At 72.2% G+C, this 15,341-nt stretch carries 17 protein-coding genes; 8 read left to right on the forward strand and 9 right to left on the reverse strand.

Features of this window, described 5'->3' with window-relative positions; all coding sequences use genetic code 11:
* Positions 1-273: 273 nt before the first annotated feature.
* A complete protein-coding gene (locus tag AB0C20_RS29795) occupies positions 274-1,173 on the reverse strand; it encodes a bifunctional 5,10-methylenetetrahydrofolate dehydrogenase/5,10-methenyltetrahydrofolate cyclohydrolase (protein WP_357182826.1) in 900 nt (299 codons plus the stop codon).
* A 255-nt stretch (positions 1,174-1,428) separates the two neighbouring features.
* Between AB0C20_RS29795 and AB0C20_RS29800 the strand changes: the two genes are divergently transcribed.
* Positions 1,429-1,998 (forward strand): sigma-70 family RNA polymerase sigma factor, encoded by a 570-nt coding sequence (locus AB0C20_RS29800; protein ID WP_357182823.1) that lies wholly within the window; start codon positions 1,429-1,431, stop codon positions 1,996-1,998.
* 10 nt (positions 1,999-2,008) lie between these two features.
* A complete protein-coding gene (locus tag AB0C20_RS29805; protein WP_357182821.1) occupies positions 2,009-2,980 on the forward strand; it encodes a CU044_5270 family protein in 972 nt (323 codons plus the stop codon).
* 23 nt (positions 2,981-3,003) lie between these two features.
* Here the strand turns inward: AB0C20_RS29805 and AB0C20_RS29810 are convergent, their stop codons facing one another.
* Complete coding sequence (locus tag AB0C20_RS29810) at positions 3,004-4,116, reverse strand: FAD-dependent monooxygenase (protein WP_357569197.1); 1,113 nt, start codon at positions 4,114-4,116, stop codon at positions 3,004-3,006.
* Between the two features lie 144 nt (positions 4,117-4,260).
* Between AB0C20_RS29810 and AB0C20_RS29815 the strand changes: the two genes are divergently transcribed.
* Positions 4,261-5,196 carry a DUF2332 domain-containing protein gene (locus AB0C20_RS29815; RefSeq protein WP_357569198.1) on the forward strand — a complete coding sequence of 312 codons (936 nt, stop codon included), beginning with the start codon at positions 4,261-4,263 and terminating at the stop codon, positions 5,194-5,196.
* A gap of 45 nt (positions 5,197-5,241) precedes the next feature.
* On the opposite strand, the gene AB0C20_RS29820 is transcribed toward AB0C20_RS29815, so the two are convergent.
* On the reverse strand, positions 5,242-6,183 hold the full coding sequence (locus AB0C20_RS29820; protein ID WP_357182812.1) for a MerR family transcriptional regulator: 942 nt from the start codon (positions 6,181-6,183) through the stop codon (positions 5,242-5,244).
* Between the two features lie 54 nt (positions 6,184-6,237).
* Positions 6,238-6,801, reverse strand: coding sequence for a dihydrofolate reductase family protein (locus AB0C20_RS29825; protein ID WP_357569199.1), 564 nt, complete (start codon positions 6,799-6,801; stop codon positions 6,238-6,240).
* 147 nt (positions 6,802-6,948) lie between these two features.
* Here AB0C20_RS29825 and AB0C20_RS29830 point away from each other — a divergent pair, with 147 nt between their 5' ends.
* Positions 6,949-7,209 (forward strand): DUF5522 domain-containing protein, encoded by a 261-nt coding sequence (locus AB0C20_RS29830; protein ID WP_357182806.1) that lies wholly within the window; start codon positions 6,949-6,951, stop codon positions 7,207-7,209.
* A 92-nt stretch (positions 7,210-7,301) separates the two neighbouring features.
* Complete coding sequence (locus AB0C20_RS29835; RefSeq protein ID WP_357569200.1) at positions 7,302-7,850, forward strand: hypothetical protein; 549 nt, start codon at positions 7,302-7,304, stop codon at positions 7,848-7,850.
* 32 nt (positions 7,851-7,882) lie between these two features.
* On the opposite strand, the gene AB0C20_RS29840 is transcribed toward AB0C20_RS29835, so the two are convergent.
* Entirely contained in the window at positions 7,883-8,572 is a 690-nt protein-coding gene (locus AB0C20_RS29840; RefSeq protein ID WP_357182801.1) for a metal-dependent transcriptional regulator, read from the reverse strand.
* Between the two features lie 100 nt (positions 8,573-8,672).
* Here AB0C20_RS29840 and AB0C20_RS29845 point away from each other — a divergent pair, with 100 nt between their 5' ends.
* From AB0C20_RS29845 to AB0C20_RS29855, 3 genes are read left to right on the forward strand one after another with little or no spacing between them, the layout of a single operon-like run.
* Entirely contained in the window at positions 8,673-9,533 is an 861-nt protein-coding gene (locus AB0C20_RS29845) for a sulfurtransferase (RefSeq protein ID WP_357182798.1), read from the forward strand.
* Between the two features lie 48 nt (positions 9,534-9,581).
* The gene (locus AB0C20_RS29850) at positions 9,582-10,763 is read left to right on the forward strand and encodes an acetoin utilization protein AcuC (RefSeq protein WP_357182795.1); all 1,182 of its coding nucleotides are present in this window, start codon (positions 9,582-9,584) and stop codon (positions 10,761-10,763) included.
* A gap of 24 nt (positions 10,764-10,787) precedes the next feature.
* Positions 10,788-13,343: a GNAT family N-acetyltransferase gene (locus tag AB0C20_RS29855; protein WP_357569201.1), complete on the forward strand. Its 2,556-nt coding sequence runs from the start codon at positions 10,788-10,790 to the stop codon at positions 13,341-13,343.
* 10 nt (positions 13,344-13,353) lie between these two features.
* Here the strand turns inward: AB0C20_RS29855 and AB0C20_RS29860 are convergent, their stop codons facing one another.
* From AB0C20_RS29860 to AB0C20_RS29875, 4 genes are all read right to left on the reverse strand, one after another.
* A complete protein-coding gene (locus AB0C20_RS29860) occupies positions 13,354-13,761 on the reverse strand; it encodes a VOC family protein (protein ID WP_357182789.1) in 408 nt (135 codons plus the stop codon).
* Entirely contained in the window at positions 13,758-14,255 is a 498-nt protein-coding gene (locus AB0C20_RS29865) for an SRPBCC domain-containing protein (protein ID WP_357569204.1), read from the reverse strand. The genes AB0C20_RS29860 and AB0C20_RS29865 overlap by 4 nt, the downstream gene beginning before the upstream one ends.
* Before the next feature lie 5 nt (positions 14,256-14,260).
* Complete coding sequence (locus tag AB0C20_RS29870) at positions 14,261-14,641, reverse strand: metalloregulator ArsR/SmtB family transcription factor (protein ID WP_357569202.1); 381 nt, start codon at positions 14,639-14,641, stop codon at positions 14,261-14,263.
* A 121-nt stretch (positions 14,642-14,762) separates the two neighbouring features.
* The coding region (locus tag AB0C20_RS29875) for a sigma-70 family RNA polymerase sigma factor (RefSeq protein ID WP_357569203.1) at positions 14,763-15,341 on the reverse strand (579 nt) is incomplete at its 5' end.

Here is a 15,341-nt window from a genome sequence, read left to right on the forward strand (position 1 = left end):
GTTGGCGCGGCCGTCGCCGTTGATGGTGGGGACGATCAGGACGGTGGTGTGGCTGAGCAGGTCGGTGATGCGGGGGTCGGTGCTGAAGGCGCAGCGCCGTTTCCGGGTCCCCTGGAGGCTCGCGCGGGAGGGCATGTTGTCGTTGGCCGTGATGCCTGTGGGTCATCTTGATGACTCACAGGCATCACGCTCGTCAGCATGATGCGCGGTGGGCTGCCAGCTGGGCCCACTCGTCTACCTCGTCCTCAGGATCAAGTGACCCTGGTGACCGGGCTACTGGCTTGCTCGCTCGGCTGCGCGCACGGCGTTGCGGAACAGCATCGCGACGGTGGTCGGACCGACCCCGCCCACCCGGGGCGTGATCGCGCCGGCGACCTCGGCGCACGCTTCGTCCACGTCCGGCAGGAGACGCCGCCCGTCGTAGCGGACGCCGGCGCCGATGACGACCCCGCCGGGCTTGACGTGCTCAGGCCGCACGATCCCGGGTACGCCGGCGGCGGCCACGAGGATGTCGGCGCGGCGGGTGTAGCGGGCCCAGTCGGGCACACCTGTGTGGACGACGGTGACGGCCGCGTTGGCGGTCGGGCGCTTCTGGGCGAGCAGCATCGCCAGGGGGCGGCCAAGGGTGGCGCCGCGGCCGAGGATGACGACCTCACGGCCGGCGACGGGGATCTCGTAGTACGCCAGGAGGGCTTCGATGCCGGCGGGGGTGCACGGCAGCGGGCCGGGCAGGCCGACGGCGAGACGCCCCATGTTCAGTGGGTGCATGCCGTCGACGTCCTTGTCCGGGTCGATGGTCTGCAACGCCGCGTCGTAGTCCAGGTGCCCCGGAACCGGGTACTGCACGAGCAGCCCGTGTACGGCGGGATCACTGTTGAATCGGGCAATGGCCTGGTGTAGCTCGGCCTGGGTTGCGGTGGCCGGCAGATGCACGTGTGGGGAGGCGAACCCGAGCGCGGCGGCCTGACGCTGCTTGATCGCGATGTAACCGGCGCTGGCGTCGTCATCACCGACGAGGATGGTGGCGAGGCTCGGTGTGATCCCGCGGCTGCGCAGGCCGGCGGCAGCGGTCGCGGTCTCGGCCAGGACGGCTTCGGCGACGGGTGCACCCGGCAGCAGGCGGGCCGTGCCCAACGGGGTGTGCTGTTGTGTGGATTCGCTGGTCGTGGTCATGATGGTTCCTCGACGCAGGCGCCCAGGCGGTCGACGCCCGCGAGAGGCTCCCCGATGGTTCCACCATCCCCGTGCCGCCAGTCGCCGGTGGTTCGATGATGCCGCATCACCAGGGCGGTTGCCCAACTGGACCAGCAGCACCGCCGTCAGCGCCGGGCAGACCCGCACCGGGGCATGCTGCCATTCGTCGGTTCGGTAACACTCGTGCTCCGCCTTACGAAGAAGGGGTGTGAGGGCTACGAGGGAGGACGGCCTGTGAATGAGCCGAGCCGAGCCGATGATGACATTTCCGGCATCGGAACCGATCCGGTGGCCTTCGAGGTCTTCTACCGGCGGCACCTGGAGGCCGTGGGCCGGTTCGTGGCGCGGCGGGTCGACGACCCACACCTCGCCGCCGACCTCACCGCCGACGTGTTCCTGGCGGTGATCGAGTCGGCGGCCGGGTACCGCCCGGACCGGGGTAGCCAGATCGGCTGGCTGTACGGGGTGGCCCGCAACGTCATCGGTGACGAGCGGCGTCGGGCGGCCCAACGGCTGCGGGTGACCGGCCGACTGGCCGGACGACGGGACCTCGGCCCCGATGACATCGCCCGCATCGAGGAGCGGATCGACGCCGAGTCGGCGGCCCGCCGGACCCATCGGGCGCTGAGCGAGCTACCCGAGGGCACCCGGACGCTCGTCGAACTCGTCGCCGTGGACGGCCTCACCGTCGCGGAGGCGGCGACAGTGCTCGGGATGTCACCGGTCGCCGCTCGGGTCCGCCTGCATCGTGCCCGTCGCGTCGTCCGCGCCGTGCTCGCCCGCCCGGTCACCACCCTCGCCTGAGGAGACGGAGATGACGATGAACGAGATCGAACGGTCGCCGCAGGGTTTCGAGGAGCAGCTCCTCGAAGATCTGACCGCACACGTCACTCAACGGGCCGAGATGGCGTCGGCGGCCCGTCCTGCCGGACGTCGTACCCGGTTCCTGCGCGGTTGGCGCCTCGCCGGGGCGTTCGGGCTGGCAGTCGCACTGACCGCTGGTGCGCTGGGAGTCCAGACGATGAGGCTCGGCGACCAGCCGCCGCCGACGGCCAGCGCCTCGGAGATCTTCCATCTGGCGGCCGACGCGGCCCGGCAGCAGCCGGAACTCACCGCCCGGCCCGATCAGTACGTCTTCACGGAAACCCTGGCGACGGTCCGGGAGTTGCCGGACAGCGGCCCGTACCAGACCATCCGGAACCAACTGTGGAAGTCGGCCGGTGGAGTCGCGTACACGCAGGGACGCTACCGACCGGAGAGCGACCCGAACGGGTGGGGCGAGCTGAGGGTGCTCCGGATGGGCGATGCCGCCGATCCGACGAAGGAGTTGGACGCGTTCCAGCCGCCCGCGTACCACGGCGGCCTGCCCACCGATCCGGACGAGCTGCTTCGATACCTTCGGGAACACCCGGTCGACCTGCACCTTCCGGAAGGCGCCGACGAGGAGGCCGTGTACGGGGACGAGAGCATGGCGTACACCACCGCGTGGTCGATGCTCGACGGCTACGTGCCGCCCCGAGCGCTGGCGGCGCTGTTCGAAGTGCTGGCACGGCAGCCCGGAGCGGTCGTCATTTCGGGCGACGTGGTGGACGTCGCCGGCCGGCACGGGGTGGCGATCCGGATGCCCGGTGTCTTCGGAGGCAACGTGGACCTCATCTTCGATCGGGACTCTCACGTCTACCTTGGCACCCGTAGTTCGGTGATCCGTAACGGCAAGGAGTCACTGGAGTCGGCTGCCGCGCTCCTGCGGGTCGCAATCGTCGACCGGCCGGGCCAGCTGCCGTGAGCGGGCCGGCCACGTCGGACCGGTCAGGGCTGGGCGAACAGGGGCCCGTAGTTCGAGCGGAACATCTGCTCGCCGAGGTGGCGCATCACCAGGTCGCGCAATGCGGGCGGGAGCCCGGTGGCCTTGTCGCGACGGTGGGTCTGACTGAGCACCCAGTTCGTACGTGGGCGGCGCCGCGCCTCGAAACTCCGCAGTGCGTCGGCGACGGAATCGGCGGCGGCCAACGACGACGCGAGCACGACCGCGTCCTCCAGGGCCATCGCCGCGCCCTGGGCCATGTTCGGAGAGGTGGCGTGGGCGGCGTCGCCGACCAGCAGCACCGGCCCCCGGGACCAGGAGTCGAGCACGACCTCCTGGTTCGGCCCCGCGTGCAGGGTGCTGTCGTCGTAGTCGAGGGCCTTGAGCATGGTGGCCACCGGCTCGGTGAACGTCGCCCCCAGCTCGTCGCGCCAGCCGGGACGGTCGGCAACCGGGCCGTCGTTGTAGTAGCAGTACGTCTGGTCGGCGCTGATCGGGATCGTCAGGAATTGCCTTCCGCGCCCCAACTGCACCGACCAGACCGGCTCGTCGTCGATGCGGGGAGCGACCCACCGGTACGCGTACTGGCCGAGGTCCCGGGCGGCCTGGCCGTCGAAGGCGAGCCGGCGGACCGTCGAGTTCACCCCGTCCGCGCCGAGCACCAGGTCGTACCGTTCGGTGGCACCGTCGCCGAACTCGACGGCGACCCGGTCGCCCTCCGTAAGGAGCGCGACCGGTTGGCATCCCCAGCGGATCGGGGCGTCGCCGACGCCGTCGAGCAGCGCCCGGTGCAGCTGCGCCCGGGGCAACGACACGCACGGCCCGACGCCCTCCCACAGCGCGGCCACGTCGATGTCGAAGAGGCGACGCCCACGCTGGTTGGCGCTGCGTTGCCGGGTGATCTCCACGGAGACGTCGGCTACCGGCTCCCGCAGACCGAGTACGTCGAGCATCCGCGTCGCGTTCCCGGTGAGGTAGATGCCGGTGCCGGAGTCGGTCGGCCCGGATGCCCGCTCGACCACGTCGACAGTGGCGCCCCACTCGCGTAGCGCGGCCACAGTCGCCAGCCCGGCGACACCTCCGCCGACGATCAGTACCCGGACACCGTCACCCCGCACGACACGTTCCTCCCCGTTGCCCCTGCGCGACCCCGCTGAGCTGCTGCTCAACGGTCCAGCCGCCGCAGCACTGTACGAGGCGAGTGAGTCAGCGCACGGGAATGGGGGCTGAATGTCCGAGGAATGGGCTGCGACGATGAGGGCATGACGATCGCTGAGACGTACGCCGAGTTCGGCAGCCGCGAGGCGCGTGGAGTGTCGCCCACGTACGAGCGCCTGTCGCAGGCCGTCGCCCGCGACGACGACCTCCTCGCCCTGCTCGACGGGCTCCCGCCGACCAAGCGGCAGCCGAATCTGCTGTTCGGCGTCGTCCGCTGGCTCGGTGGCCCGGTCGACGACCCGGTCACCTTCCACGACTTCGTGGTGACGCACTGGCCGGCCGTCGAGGCGGAGCTGCTCATCCGGGCCACCCAGACGAACGAGGCGGGCCGGTGCGCTGTCCTGTTGCCGGTGCTCGCCGCGTTGCCGCAGCCCCTCGCCCTGCTGGAGGTCGGCGCGTCGGCGGGGCTCTGCCTCTACCCCGACCGGTACGCCTACCGATACGGCGATCATCGGATCGGCTCCGGTGCGCCGATCCTGGAGTGCGCGGCCAACGGCTTGGTGCCGCCGACAGGCGTACCCCAGGTGGTGTGGCGGGCCGGCCTGGACCTCAACCCGCTCGACGTGACCGACCGCGGCGACGTGTCCTGGTTGGACGCGCTGATCTGGCCGGAACACGCCCACCGGCGGGCCCGGCTGCGCGCCGCGGCGGCCGTCGCCGTCGCCGACCCGCCGCTGCTGGTCCGCGGCGACCTGGTGGACGACCTGCCGGCGCTGGCCGCGCGGGCGCCGACCGACGCGACGCTTGTGGTCTTCCACACGTCAGTGCTCTATCAGGTGCCGCCTCCGCGCCGGGACGCGTTCGTCCGGTTGGTCCGCGAGCTGCCGGGGCACTGGGTCGCGAACGAGGGGCCGGAGGTGCTCCGGTACGACGGGCTGCCCGACCCGCCGAGCGACGCGCTGCACAACGTCCTCGCGCTCGACGGAAAGCCGCTGGCCTGGGCCAGAGGCCACGGCCAGTCGCTGACCTGGTTCGGCTGACGCCGCCAAACCGACCCGGCCGCCAGCCGCCCAGACCCGGTCCGCTCAACGAGCCGGCTCGGGCATCCGGTGGTGCAGGGCCCGGATGAACCAGTCCACGGCAGGCGCCGTCGCGTCGCCCGTGGACCAGCCGTTGAGCACCGCCAACAGGTCGAGGTAGCGGTCCCGGCGAGGGTCGTTGGCCGGCACCAACCGGTCGAGCAACCGCTCACGCAGGTCGGCGTCGTCCGGGTGACCGTGCAGGTTCGCGTACCGGCCGGTGACGGCCGCGACCACCGGATCGGCGTCCGGGCTGGTCGGGTCGAGACCGGCCGCGAGGGCGGGAACCACCGCGTCCCGGACCACCGCGACGGCGTCCGGGCGGGGCAGCCCCGGAACGGGATGGTCGGCGGCGTGCTGCCGGACCAGCCGCCGCATCCGGGCCCGGAAATCCGGATCCCGGCACAGCTCGGCCAGCTCCAGCCACGCCTCGATCTGCTCGATGCTGGGGTCGTCGGGAAGCTCCGGTGTCATCGAGACGATCACACCCGGGTACGCGGGCTGGTCACCGAGGCCGGCGAAGACGCCGTCCAGGAAGTCCGCCACCAACTGCCCTCGTTCGCGGGCGGTGAGCTGGGCCAGTCGGTGCAGCTCGTCCACCTCGGCCGGGCCCGACCCGCGCCTCGCCGCGACGGTGAGCACCGCCTGACGCAGCCGCAACACCCGGATCTGCACGGCCAACGCCTCGGCGTGCGCGGCGGCCACCTCGTGCAGGGGTACCTCCTGGTCCACCACCCGCCGGATGGTGGCCAGGTCCAGGCCCAGGTCACGCAGCGTCCGGACCAGCTCCAACCGGGCCACGGCCACCGGGCCGTACCGCCGGTAGCCGGCCGGGCTCCGGTCCGTCGGCGGCACGACCCCGCTGTCGGCGTAGTAGCGGATGGTCTTGACGCTCAGGCCGGTCCGTCGGGCCAGGTCGCCGATCGTGTGAAACGTCTGCCCGCTCATGCCTCCACCCTCGCGTCTCCCCCCGGTGGAGACTCAAGCCGCTGCGCTCGTCGGTCAGCGGACCCGCTGGTGGCGGAGCAGAACCACCCCGTTGCCGAAGACACGGCTCTCCACGAGTCGAAGGCCGGTCGGGCCGTCCGCCTCGGGGAAGAGTCGGCGGCCCCGACCGACAAGCACCGGGTGGACGTAGATCCGGTACTCGTCGATCAGGTCGTGCCGGGCGAACGTCGCGGCCAGGTCGGCCCCACCGAGCGCCAGGTCGCCGCCCGGCTCGGCGGTGAGCCTGCGGACCTGCTCGACGTCGACCTCGCGCACCACGGTGGCGTTCCAGTCGGCATGGTCGAGCGTGCGCGAGTAGACGATCTTCGGCATGTCCCGCCAGATGCGGGCGAACTCGCGCTCCGGGCCGCTGGCGGTCGGGTCCTGGTCGGCGGTCGGCCAGTAGGCGGCCATCAACTCGTGGCTGACCCGGCCGCTGAGGAACCCGCCCATCGGGGCGATCACGTCGTTGAAGTGCTGGTGCAACTCCTCGTCGACCTGGTGCCAGCCGATGTCGCCGCCCGGGCCCTCGAAGAACCCGTCCAACGACACGCTCATCTGCACAACGATCTTCCGCATCGTTCCCCTCCGTATGCGTTGACGGGTGTCGAACCTGATCGTCGTCGGACCGTACGACGAAACGACCGCTCGCCGCGACGACGCCGGGGGCATGTCGCGCACCCAGGCAGCGGGAGGCCGACAACGAACCGTCCCTAGACTGCTGCGGTGACCGGAGAGCGACGACCCCTGGCCGACCGGCCGCTCACCGAGCCGCACCCGTCCCGGCTGCCGCCCGAACACCCTGACCGGGCCCGGATCCTTGCCGCGCACGCCGCCGCGTTGGCCGCCGGTGAGGCCGGTTACCTCGACCCGGCGAGCGGGCTGTTCGTGCTCAGTGCCGGTTTCCTGGCCCGCCGTGGCACGTGCTGCGGGCGCGGCTGCCGTCACTGTCCGTACGTGAATGATCCACCCTCGGAATCGGTGTAAACGAGGACTTCCGCCCGACACCGACACCCCGTACGGTGTCCGACGGACATCTGGCGGGCGCCTTCCGCCGTCGGTCGGCGAGAGGGTTGAGTGTGCGCGGTCGGATCGTGGTCGCCGGGCTGGCCGGGCTGCTGGTGAGTGGCTGTGCCGACGAGGCGGAACCGGTGGCGGTGCCGCCGCCGGTGCCGATCGCTGTGGACGTGGCGGCGGCCTCCTCGGGCGGCGCCTGCCGTCTGCTGGACTTCACGGTGATCGAGCAGGTGGTGAAGGTCCGCTTCGACGTGGCGGCGGCCAGCGAACAGGGCGACACCCACACCTGTGTGGTCCGGGCCGCGGGTGCCACCCTGCCGGAGTTGACGCTCAGCGTGACCGAGACCACTGTCGACAAGGTCAGCTTCGGCGCGGACGTGGTGCCGGACAAGGCGGCGAAGGTCACCGGCCTGGGTCAGCAGGCGTACAAGCGGACCACCGCCGCGGCGAGCGGGCATGGGCCGGTCGCCGAGGTGGGCTGGCTCGCCGGCGATGGACGGCTGGCCACGGTGAGCTGGACCACGGCCCGCGGCAGTGAGCGCTCGGCGGTGGAGAAACTGACCGGTGACCTGACCGCGTTGGCGAAAAAGGTGGACACCCGGGCGTTGTGACGCCCGGGTGCCCGATTGCTCAGCCCGTTTGCTCAGTTGGCGGCGACGAAGACCCGGGAGGCGACCTCGCGGGGCAGTCGCACCCGGTCACCGGAGCGGTCGATCGACACCCCGTCGCGCTCCTGGGCCACTGTCACAGTGGCGCCCGGGTCGACACCGGCGGCGTGGAGTTGGCGCAGCACGTCGGCGTCCTTCTGCACGCTCTCGCAGATCCGGCGCACCACTACCGACCCGGAGAGGCCGGGGAAGGCCAGGTTGCGCTCGCCCTCGGCGGCATCTGTGGCCTCCGCCGCCGGCGAGCCCAGCTCCTGAAGCCCGGGGATCGGGTTGCCGTACGGGGAACGGGTCGGCCGGTTGAGCAGGTCGTAGACCCGCTTCTCCACCGCGTCGCTCATCACGTGCTCCCAACGGCAGGCCTCCTCGTGGGCCTCCTCGTAGGGCATCCCGATGACGTTGACCAGAAGCAGTTCGGCGAGGCGGTGCTTGCGCATCACGGACACGGCGCTGCCGCGACCCAGTGCGGTGAGCGTCAGGTGCCGGTCGCCCTCGACTGTGAGCAGGCCGTCGCGCTCCATCCGGGCGACGGTCTGGCTCACCGTGGGGCCACTCTGCTGCAGCCTCTCGGCGATCCGGGCACGCAGCGGTGGCACCCCCTCTTCTTCCAACTCGAGGATGGTGCGCAGGTACATTTCGGTCGTGTCGACCAGGTCGTGAGACTTCATAAGGTCAGCGGCCCTCCGGTGCACGATGTTACCTCGGTGAACGACTGGCGACCGCCGCCGAACCGCGTGCCGTCTACACGAATGGTGTTGGATGGTCGCCATGTCCGGTACCCAGGAGCCGTTGGTCGAGGTCGATCGGCTCGTCAACGAGCTCGACCAGGTCGATCCGCCCACCCTGCTCGACGTCCGCTGGCGGCTCATCGGCCCGCCCGGGCGCGACGACTATCTCGCCGGCCACCTGCCCGGGGCGGTCTTCGTCGACCTGGACACCGCGCTCTGTGGGGCGCCGGGCGCCGGCGGCCGGCACCCGTTGCCCGACCCGGCCGCGTTGCAGGCCGCGCTGCGGGCCGCCGGCGTCCGCGCCGGTCACCCGGTCGTGGTGTACGACGGCGGCGACGGCCTGGCCGCCTCGCGGGCCTGGTGGACGCTGCGTTGGGCGGGTCACCGGCCGGTACGCCTGCTGCACGGCGGCTACCCGGCCTGGGTCGCCGCCGGCCGGCCCGTCTCCACCGACGCGCCCGCCCCACCCCCCGGTGACGTCGTGGTGCGCCCCGGTGATCTCCCGGTGCTCGACGCCGGGCAGGCCGCCGCGCTGGCCGCCGCGGACGACGCCGTGCTGCTCGACGTACGGGCGGCGCCCCGCTACCGGGGCGAGGTCGAGCCGATCGACCCGGTCGCCGGGCACGTGCCGGGAGCGGCGAACCTGCCCGCCGGGGAGTACGTCGGGCCGGACGGCCGTTTCCTGGCCGCCGACGTGTTGAGTGAGCGGTTCGCCGCCGCCGGGGTAACCGAGGCACGAGCCGTCGGGGCGTACTGCGGCTCGGGGGTGACCGCCGCCCAGGCGGTGCTCGCGCTGCACCTGGCCGGCCGCACGGCCGCCGCGCTCTACGTCGGATCGTGGAGCAACTGGGTGGCCGACCCGGCCCGGCCGGTCGCCTCCGGGTCGACACCCGGCCGCTGACCAGCGCGTGCGGTGGGCCGGCGCCGGTCCTCGTGCGACGATGGGCTCATGTCCGACGACACTGTGGTGGTGTGGGACGAGTCGCTGCTCGCCTACGACATGGGTGACCATCCACTCGACCCGGTCCGGGTGGAGCTGACCATCGCGCTCGCCCGCGAGCTGGGCATCCTGAATCGGCCCGGGGTGCGGATGGTCAAGCCGGAGCCCGCCGACGATGCCCTGCTCACCCGGGTGCACGAGCCGGCCTACCTCGCCGCGGTGCGTAACGCGCCGCGCGACCCGCTCTTCGCCGGGTACGGGCTGGGCACCTCCGACAACCCGGTCTTCGAGGGTATGCACGAGTCCAGCGCGCTCATCGCCGGCGCGACGGTGGCCGCCGCCGAGGCGGTCTGGCGCGGCGACGCCCGCCGGGCGGTGAACGTGGCCGGTGGGCTGCACCACGCGATGTCCGCCCGAGCCTCCGGCTTCTGCGTCTACAACGACCCCGCGGTGGCCATCGCCCGCCTGCTCGACCTGGGCGCCGAGCGGGTCGCATATGTGGACGTCGACGTGCACCACGGCGACGGGGTGCAGGACATCTTCTGGAACGACCCGCGGGTGCTGACGGTCAGCCTGCACGAGACCCCGCTGGCGCTCTTCCCCGGCACGGGTTTTCCGGACGAGACGGGTGGGCCGGGTGCGCAGGGCACCGCTGTCAACATGCCGTTGCCGCCGGGTGTCGACGACAGCGGTTGGCAGCGCGCGTTCCACGCGATCGTGCCGTCGGTGCTGCGTGCGTTCCGGCCGCAGGTGCTGGTCAGCCAGTGCGGCGCCGACGGGCACCGGCTGGATCCGCTCGCCGACCTGAACCTGACTGTGGACGGCCAGCGGGCCACCTACCTGGCGTTGCGGGCGCTCGCCGACGAGTTGTGCGACGGCCGGTGGGTGGCCACCGGCGGCGGCGGGTACGCGCTCGTCGAGGTGGTGCCCCGGGCCTGGAGTCACCTGCTGGCAGTGGCCACTGGTGACCCGATCGACCCGGCCACGCTCACCCCACCCGCGTGGCGGGACCTGGTCGCCTCCCGCCGTCTGGGCCGGGAGATACCGCTGCGGATGACCGACGACGCCGACCCGTCGTACGAGCCGTGGCAGCCGACCGGCGAGCCGAACGCTGTGGACCGGGCGATCGCGGCCACCCGCAAGACGGTCTTCCCGCTGCTCGGGCTCGACCCGCACGATCCACGGGACTGAGCCGGGCCGGGGGAGGGCGTTCCGGTGACGACAGTGGACCAACCGGTCGACGTGCTGCTCAGCGATGGCAGCACTGTCCAGTTGCGACCGATCGACCCGGCCGACGCGCCGGGCATCGTGGCGATGCACAGCCGGTTCTCCGAGCGCACCCGTTACCTGCGGTACTTCTCTCCGTACCCGCGCATCCCGGAACGGGATCTGATCCGGTTCGTCACTGTGGACCACCACGACCGGGAGGCGTTCGTGGTGCTGGCCGCCGACCAGATCGTCGCTGTCGGCCGGTACGAGCGGCTCGGCCCGCAGGCCCCCGAGGCGGAGGTGGCCTTTGTGGTGGAGGACGCCTACCAGGGGCGGGGGATCGGCTCGGTGCTGATGGAACACCTGGCCGACGCGGCCCGCCGCAACGACATCATGAGCTTCGTCGCGGAGGTGCTGCCTGCCAACGGGACGATGCTGCGGGTCTTCGCCGACTTCGGTTACCAGGTACAGCGCGAGTACGCCGACGGTGTGGTCCACCTGAGCTTCCCCATCGCGCCCACCGAGGCCAGCCTGGAGGTGCAGCGCGGCCGGGAGCACCGCACCGAGGCCCGCTCGATCGCGCGGCTGCTCGCCCCACGCGGCATCGTCGTCTACGGTGCCAGCGCCACCGGCCAGGGCGTCGGCGCGGCGGTGCTCGGGCACCTGCGCGACGGCGGGTTCACCGGTGCTGTGGTGCCTGTGCATCCGAGCGCGTCGACAGTTGCGGGCCTGCCCGCGTACCCGTCGGCGGTAGATGCCGGAGCGCCGGTGGACCTGGCGGTGGTCGCGGTCCCACCGGAGGCGGCGACCGCCGTGGTCGCCGACGCCGCCGCCGCTGGGGTGCACGGCCTGGTGGTCATCTCGGCCGGCTTCGCCGAGGCCGGCGGCGAGGGCGCGGCCACCCAGCGGGCGCTGGTCCGCGCGGCGCACGCGGCCGGGATGCGGGTCGTCGGCCCGAACTGCCTGGGCGTGGCCAACACCGACCCGACGGTACGCCTCAACGCCACCCTCGCCCCGGCGTTACCGCCGGCCGGTCGGGTCGGCATCTTCAGTCAGTCCGGTGCGTTCGGGGTGGCGCTGCTCGCCGAGGCGGACCGGCGGGGCCTCGGGCTGTCGAGCTTCGTCTCGGCCGGCAACCGGGCCGACGTCTCCGGCAACGACCTCCTGCAGTACTGGCAGGACGACCCAGGCACCGACGTGATCATGCTCTACCTGGAGACCTTCGGAAACCCGCGCAAGTTCGCCCGGTTGGCTCGGCGGATCGGCCGCGCCAAACCCGTCGTCGCGCTCGCCTCGCCGGCCCGCCCGCCCGGGGTCGGTGACGCCGTCGGGCCGGACGAGGTGGCGGTGGCGGCGCTCTTCGCCCAGTCCGGGGTGATTCGGGTGGACACCGTGCCGGAGCTGCTCGACGTGGGTGTGCTGCTGGCCAACCAGCCGCTGCCGGCCGGCGGCCGGGTCGGTGTGGTGGGCAACTCCTCGGCCCTCACCGGGCTCGCCGCGACGGCCTGCGTCGGGCACGGCCTGAGCGTGGTCGACGGTTATCCGCGCGACGTCGGGCCGAGTGCCGGCGCCGCCGAGTTCGCCGCCGCGCTCGCCGAGACGGCCGCAGACGAACGGGTGGACGCCCTGGTGGTGGTCTTCGCCCCGCCGCTACCCGGCCAGCTGACCGAGGTGGACGCCGACGTGACCGCCGCGCTGCCGGCCGCCCTCGCGCTGGGTAAGCCGACAGTGGCGACGTTCCTGGTCGGGCGGCTGCCGCCGGGTGTGCCGGCGTACGGCGGCGTGGAGGAGGCGGTCCGCGCGCTCGCCCGCGCGCACCGGTACGCCGAGTGGCTTCGCCGCCCGCCCGGGGTGGCACCGGAGCTGCCCGACCTCGATCGGGCCGCCGCGCAGGCCGCGCTCCGGGCCGACGCCACCGACCCGGGTGCGCTGCTGGCCGCGTACGGCATCGACGTGGTGCCCTCGGTGTCCGTCGACTCGGTCGACGCCGCTGTCGACGCTGCGGCGCGGCTGGGCTTCCCGGTGGCGCTCAAGGCGGCTGCCCCCGGGCTGCGGCACCGGCTCGACCTCGGCGCGGTCCGGCTGGACCTGCCCGACGAGCCGACCCTCCGCCGGGCGTACACCGACCTGGCGGCGACCTTCGGCGCGGACGCGCTGGTCCAGCCGATGGTCCCGCCCGGCGTGGCCTGCGTCGTGGAGGTGGTGGAAGACCCCGCGTTCGGGCCGGTGGTCGGCTTCGGCCTGGGCGGGGTCGCCACCGAACTGCTCGGCGATCGGGCCTGGCGGGCGGTGCCGCTGACCGACCGGGACGCGGCCGAGCTGGTCGACGAGCCTCGGGCGGCGCCGCTGCTGCACGGGCACCGCGGGGCGGCGCCGGTCGACCGGGCGGCCCTGGCCGACCTGCTGCTGCGGGTGGGTCAGCTCGCCGACGAACAGCCCCGGGTGCGCTCGCTGACCCTCAACCCGGTGCTCGCCCGCCCGGATGGCGTCTCGATCCTGCACGTGCAGGTAGGGGTGGGTGGCGTGGTCGCCCGCCCGGACACCGGCCCCCGCCGTCTGTGAGCGTGAATCGTCAGGCGCGGCTGGAGATCTGCTGGACGCCCCAGGTGTTGCCGTCCGGGTCGGCGAAGAAGACGAAGCCGACGTTGTCCAGCGGATCCGGCACCGGCCGGGGGTTCTGACCCACCACCTGGATCTCACTCACCTCCACCCCACGTTCGACCAGCTCTTCGTGGGCCCGCTTCAGGTCGGGCACCACCAGTTGCAGGCCCTTGAGCGAGCCGGGCGGCATGTCCGCGACGACGCCCTTGCCGATCACGATCGAGCAGCCGGAGCCGGGCGGCGTCAGCTGGACGATGCGCGCCTCGTCGCTGATCACCGTGTCGTGATCGACAGTGAAGCCGAGCTGGTCGGCGTAGAACTTCTTCGCCCGCTCCACATCGGAGACCGGGACGATCACCACTTCGAGTGTCCAGTTCATGGGTGCTCTTTCTTTGTCGTCGTTGTCGAGTGCAGCAGGTCGGCCAGTCGGGTGAAGCTCTGCCCGACCCCCCGGGTCATCGGATAGCGCAACACGGTGTCCCGCCCCTTCGCGGTGGCGTAGAGCAGCGTGGTGGTGACAGTCGTTCGCCCGGCCAATTCCGTGAACTCGTGGCTGACCAGCGTCTCGCCCGGGTAGGACTGGTCGTCGAACAGCTCGGTGTAGACCAGACGGTGCGGTGGCTCGATCTGCCGGTAGACCCCTGCCTGGACCATCTGCGCGCCCTCCGAGCCCTGCGACACGAACCGCCACCGCCCGCCGACCCGCAGGTCGACGTCGCACGCCGTCAGCCTCCAGCCGCGCGCGCCGTACCACCGGACCAGCAGTTCGGGTCGGGTGAAGGCGGCGAACACCAGCTGTGCCGGTGCCTCGAACAGCCGACTCAGCACGATCTCCCGTTTGCCCGGGGTGTGGACGACGAGCGGATCGTCGATGGTGGTCAACCGCCCGTTCCGTTCGGTCTGGCGGGCCGACGCCCGGTGCCGGTGCGGTCGATGGACTGGAGTTCGTCGAGCAGTGTGTCGAGGCGCTGATAGCTCTCCGCCCAGTAGTCGCGGTAGTCGGCGAGCCAGGCCGTCGCCTCCCGCAGCGGGCGGGCCTCCAATCGGCACGGACGGCGCTGGGCGTCCCGCCCCCGGCTGACGAGACCAGCGCGTTCCAGCACCCTGAGATGCTTGGAGATGGCCGGCTGGCTCATCGCGAAGGGTGCTGCCAGCTCTGTCACTGTCGCCTCCCCGGCCGCGAGCCGGGCGAGGATGGCCCGCCGGGTCGGGTCGGCCAGCGCCGCGAAGGTCGCATCCAACAACTCCGTGTCCGCCACCTATAACCTCCTGGTTTAATAACCAGTTGGTTTGTATCGTGGATGGGCGTCTTCGTCAAGCACCCCGACAGCACGGAAGGCCCCGGCGAACCGCCAGGGCCTTCCGTGGGAACCGGGTGCGTCAGCAGGCGTACGCCTCCAGGCGCTGGGCCCGCTCCGGCGCGCGCAGCTTCAGCAGCGTCACCTTCTCGATCTGCCGGATCCGCTCGCGGGACAGGCCGAACTCCCGACCAACCTCGTCCAGGGTGCGCTGGCGGCCGTCGTCCAGGCCGAACCGGAGGCGGATGACCGCCTGTTCCCGCTGGGACAGGGTGGAGAGCACGATGCTGACCTCGTTGCGCAGCTCGCCCTGGGCGGCGGCGTCGCCCGGCTCGGTGCGCGGGTCCACCGAGGCCACGAAATCGCCGAGCGCGCTCTCACCGTCGTCGCCGACGGCCTGGTCCAGGCTGACCGGCTCCCGGTCGTAGGAGATCAGCTCGATGACCTGGATCTCGGGGATCTCCAGTGCGCGGGCTACCTCGGCGACCGTCGGTTCGCGGCCCAGCGTCACCGCCAGTTCGCGGCGGGCCCGGACCATCCGGTTGACCTGCTCGACCATGTGCACGGGGATGCGGATGGTGCGGGCCTGGTCGGCCATGGCGCGGGTGATGGCCTGTCGGATCCACCAGGTGGCGTACGTGGAGAACTTGTAGCCCTTGGT

Origin of the sequence: Micromonospora sp. NPDC048843 (genome assembly GCF_040649965.1) — a bacterium.
Taxonomy (GTDB): Bacteria; Actinomycetota; Actinomycetes; order Mycobacteriales; family Micromonosporaceae; genus Micromonospora; species Micromonospora hortensis.

Bases quoted from the DNA above. Each gene is read 5' to 3' on its own strand.
- AB0C20_RS29815 (WP_357569198.1), top strand. From the start codon at position 4,261: ATGACGATCGCTGAGACGTACGCCGAGTTCGGCAGCCGCGAGGCGCGT.
- AB0C20_RS29795 (WP_357182826.1), bottom strand. From the start codon at position 1,173: ATGACCACGACCAGCGAATCCACACAACAGCACACCCCGTTGGGCACG.
- AB0C20_RS29860 (WP_357182789.1), bottom strand. From the start codon at position 13,761: ATGAACTGGACACTCGAAGTGGTGATCGTCCCGGTCTCCGATGTGGAG.
- AB0C20_RS29850 (WP_357182795.1), top strand. From the start codon at position 9,582: ATGTCCGACGACACTGTGGTGGTGTGGGACGAGTCGCTGCTCGCCTAC.
- AB0C20_RS29845 (WP_357182798.1), top strand. From the start codon at position 8,673: ATGTCCGGTACCCAGGAGCCGTTGGTCGAGGTCGATCGGCTCGTCAAC.
- AB0C20_RS29805 (WP_357182821.1), top strand. From the start codon at position 2,009: ATGACGATGAACGAGATCGAACGGTCGCCGCAGGGTTTCGAGGAGCAG.
- AB0C20_RS29825 (WP_357569199.1), bottom strand. From the start codon at position 6,801: ATGCGGAAGATCGTTGTGCAGATGAGCGTGTCGTTGGACGGGTTCTTC.
- AB0C20_RS29820 (WP_357182812.1), bottom strand. From the start codon at position 6,183: ATGAGCGGGCAGACGTTTCACACGATCGGCGACCTGGCCCGACGGACC.
- AB0C20_RS29840 (WP_357182801.1), bottom strand. From the start codon at position 8,572: ATGAAGTCTCACGACCTGGTCGACACGACCGAAATGTACCTGCGCACC.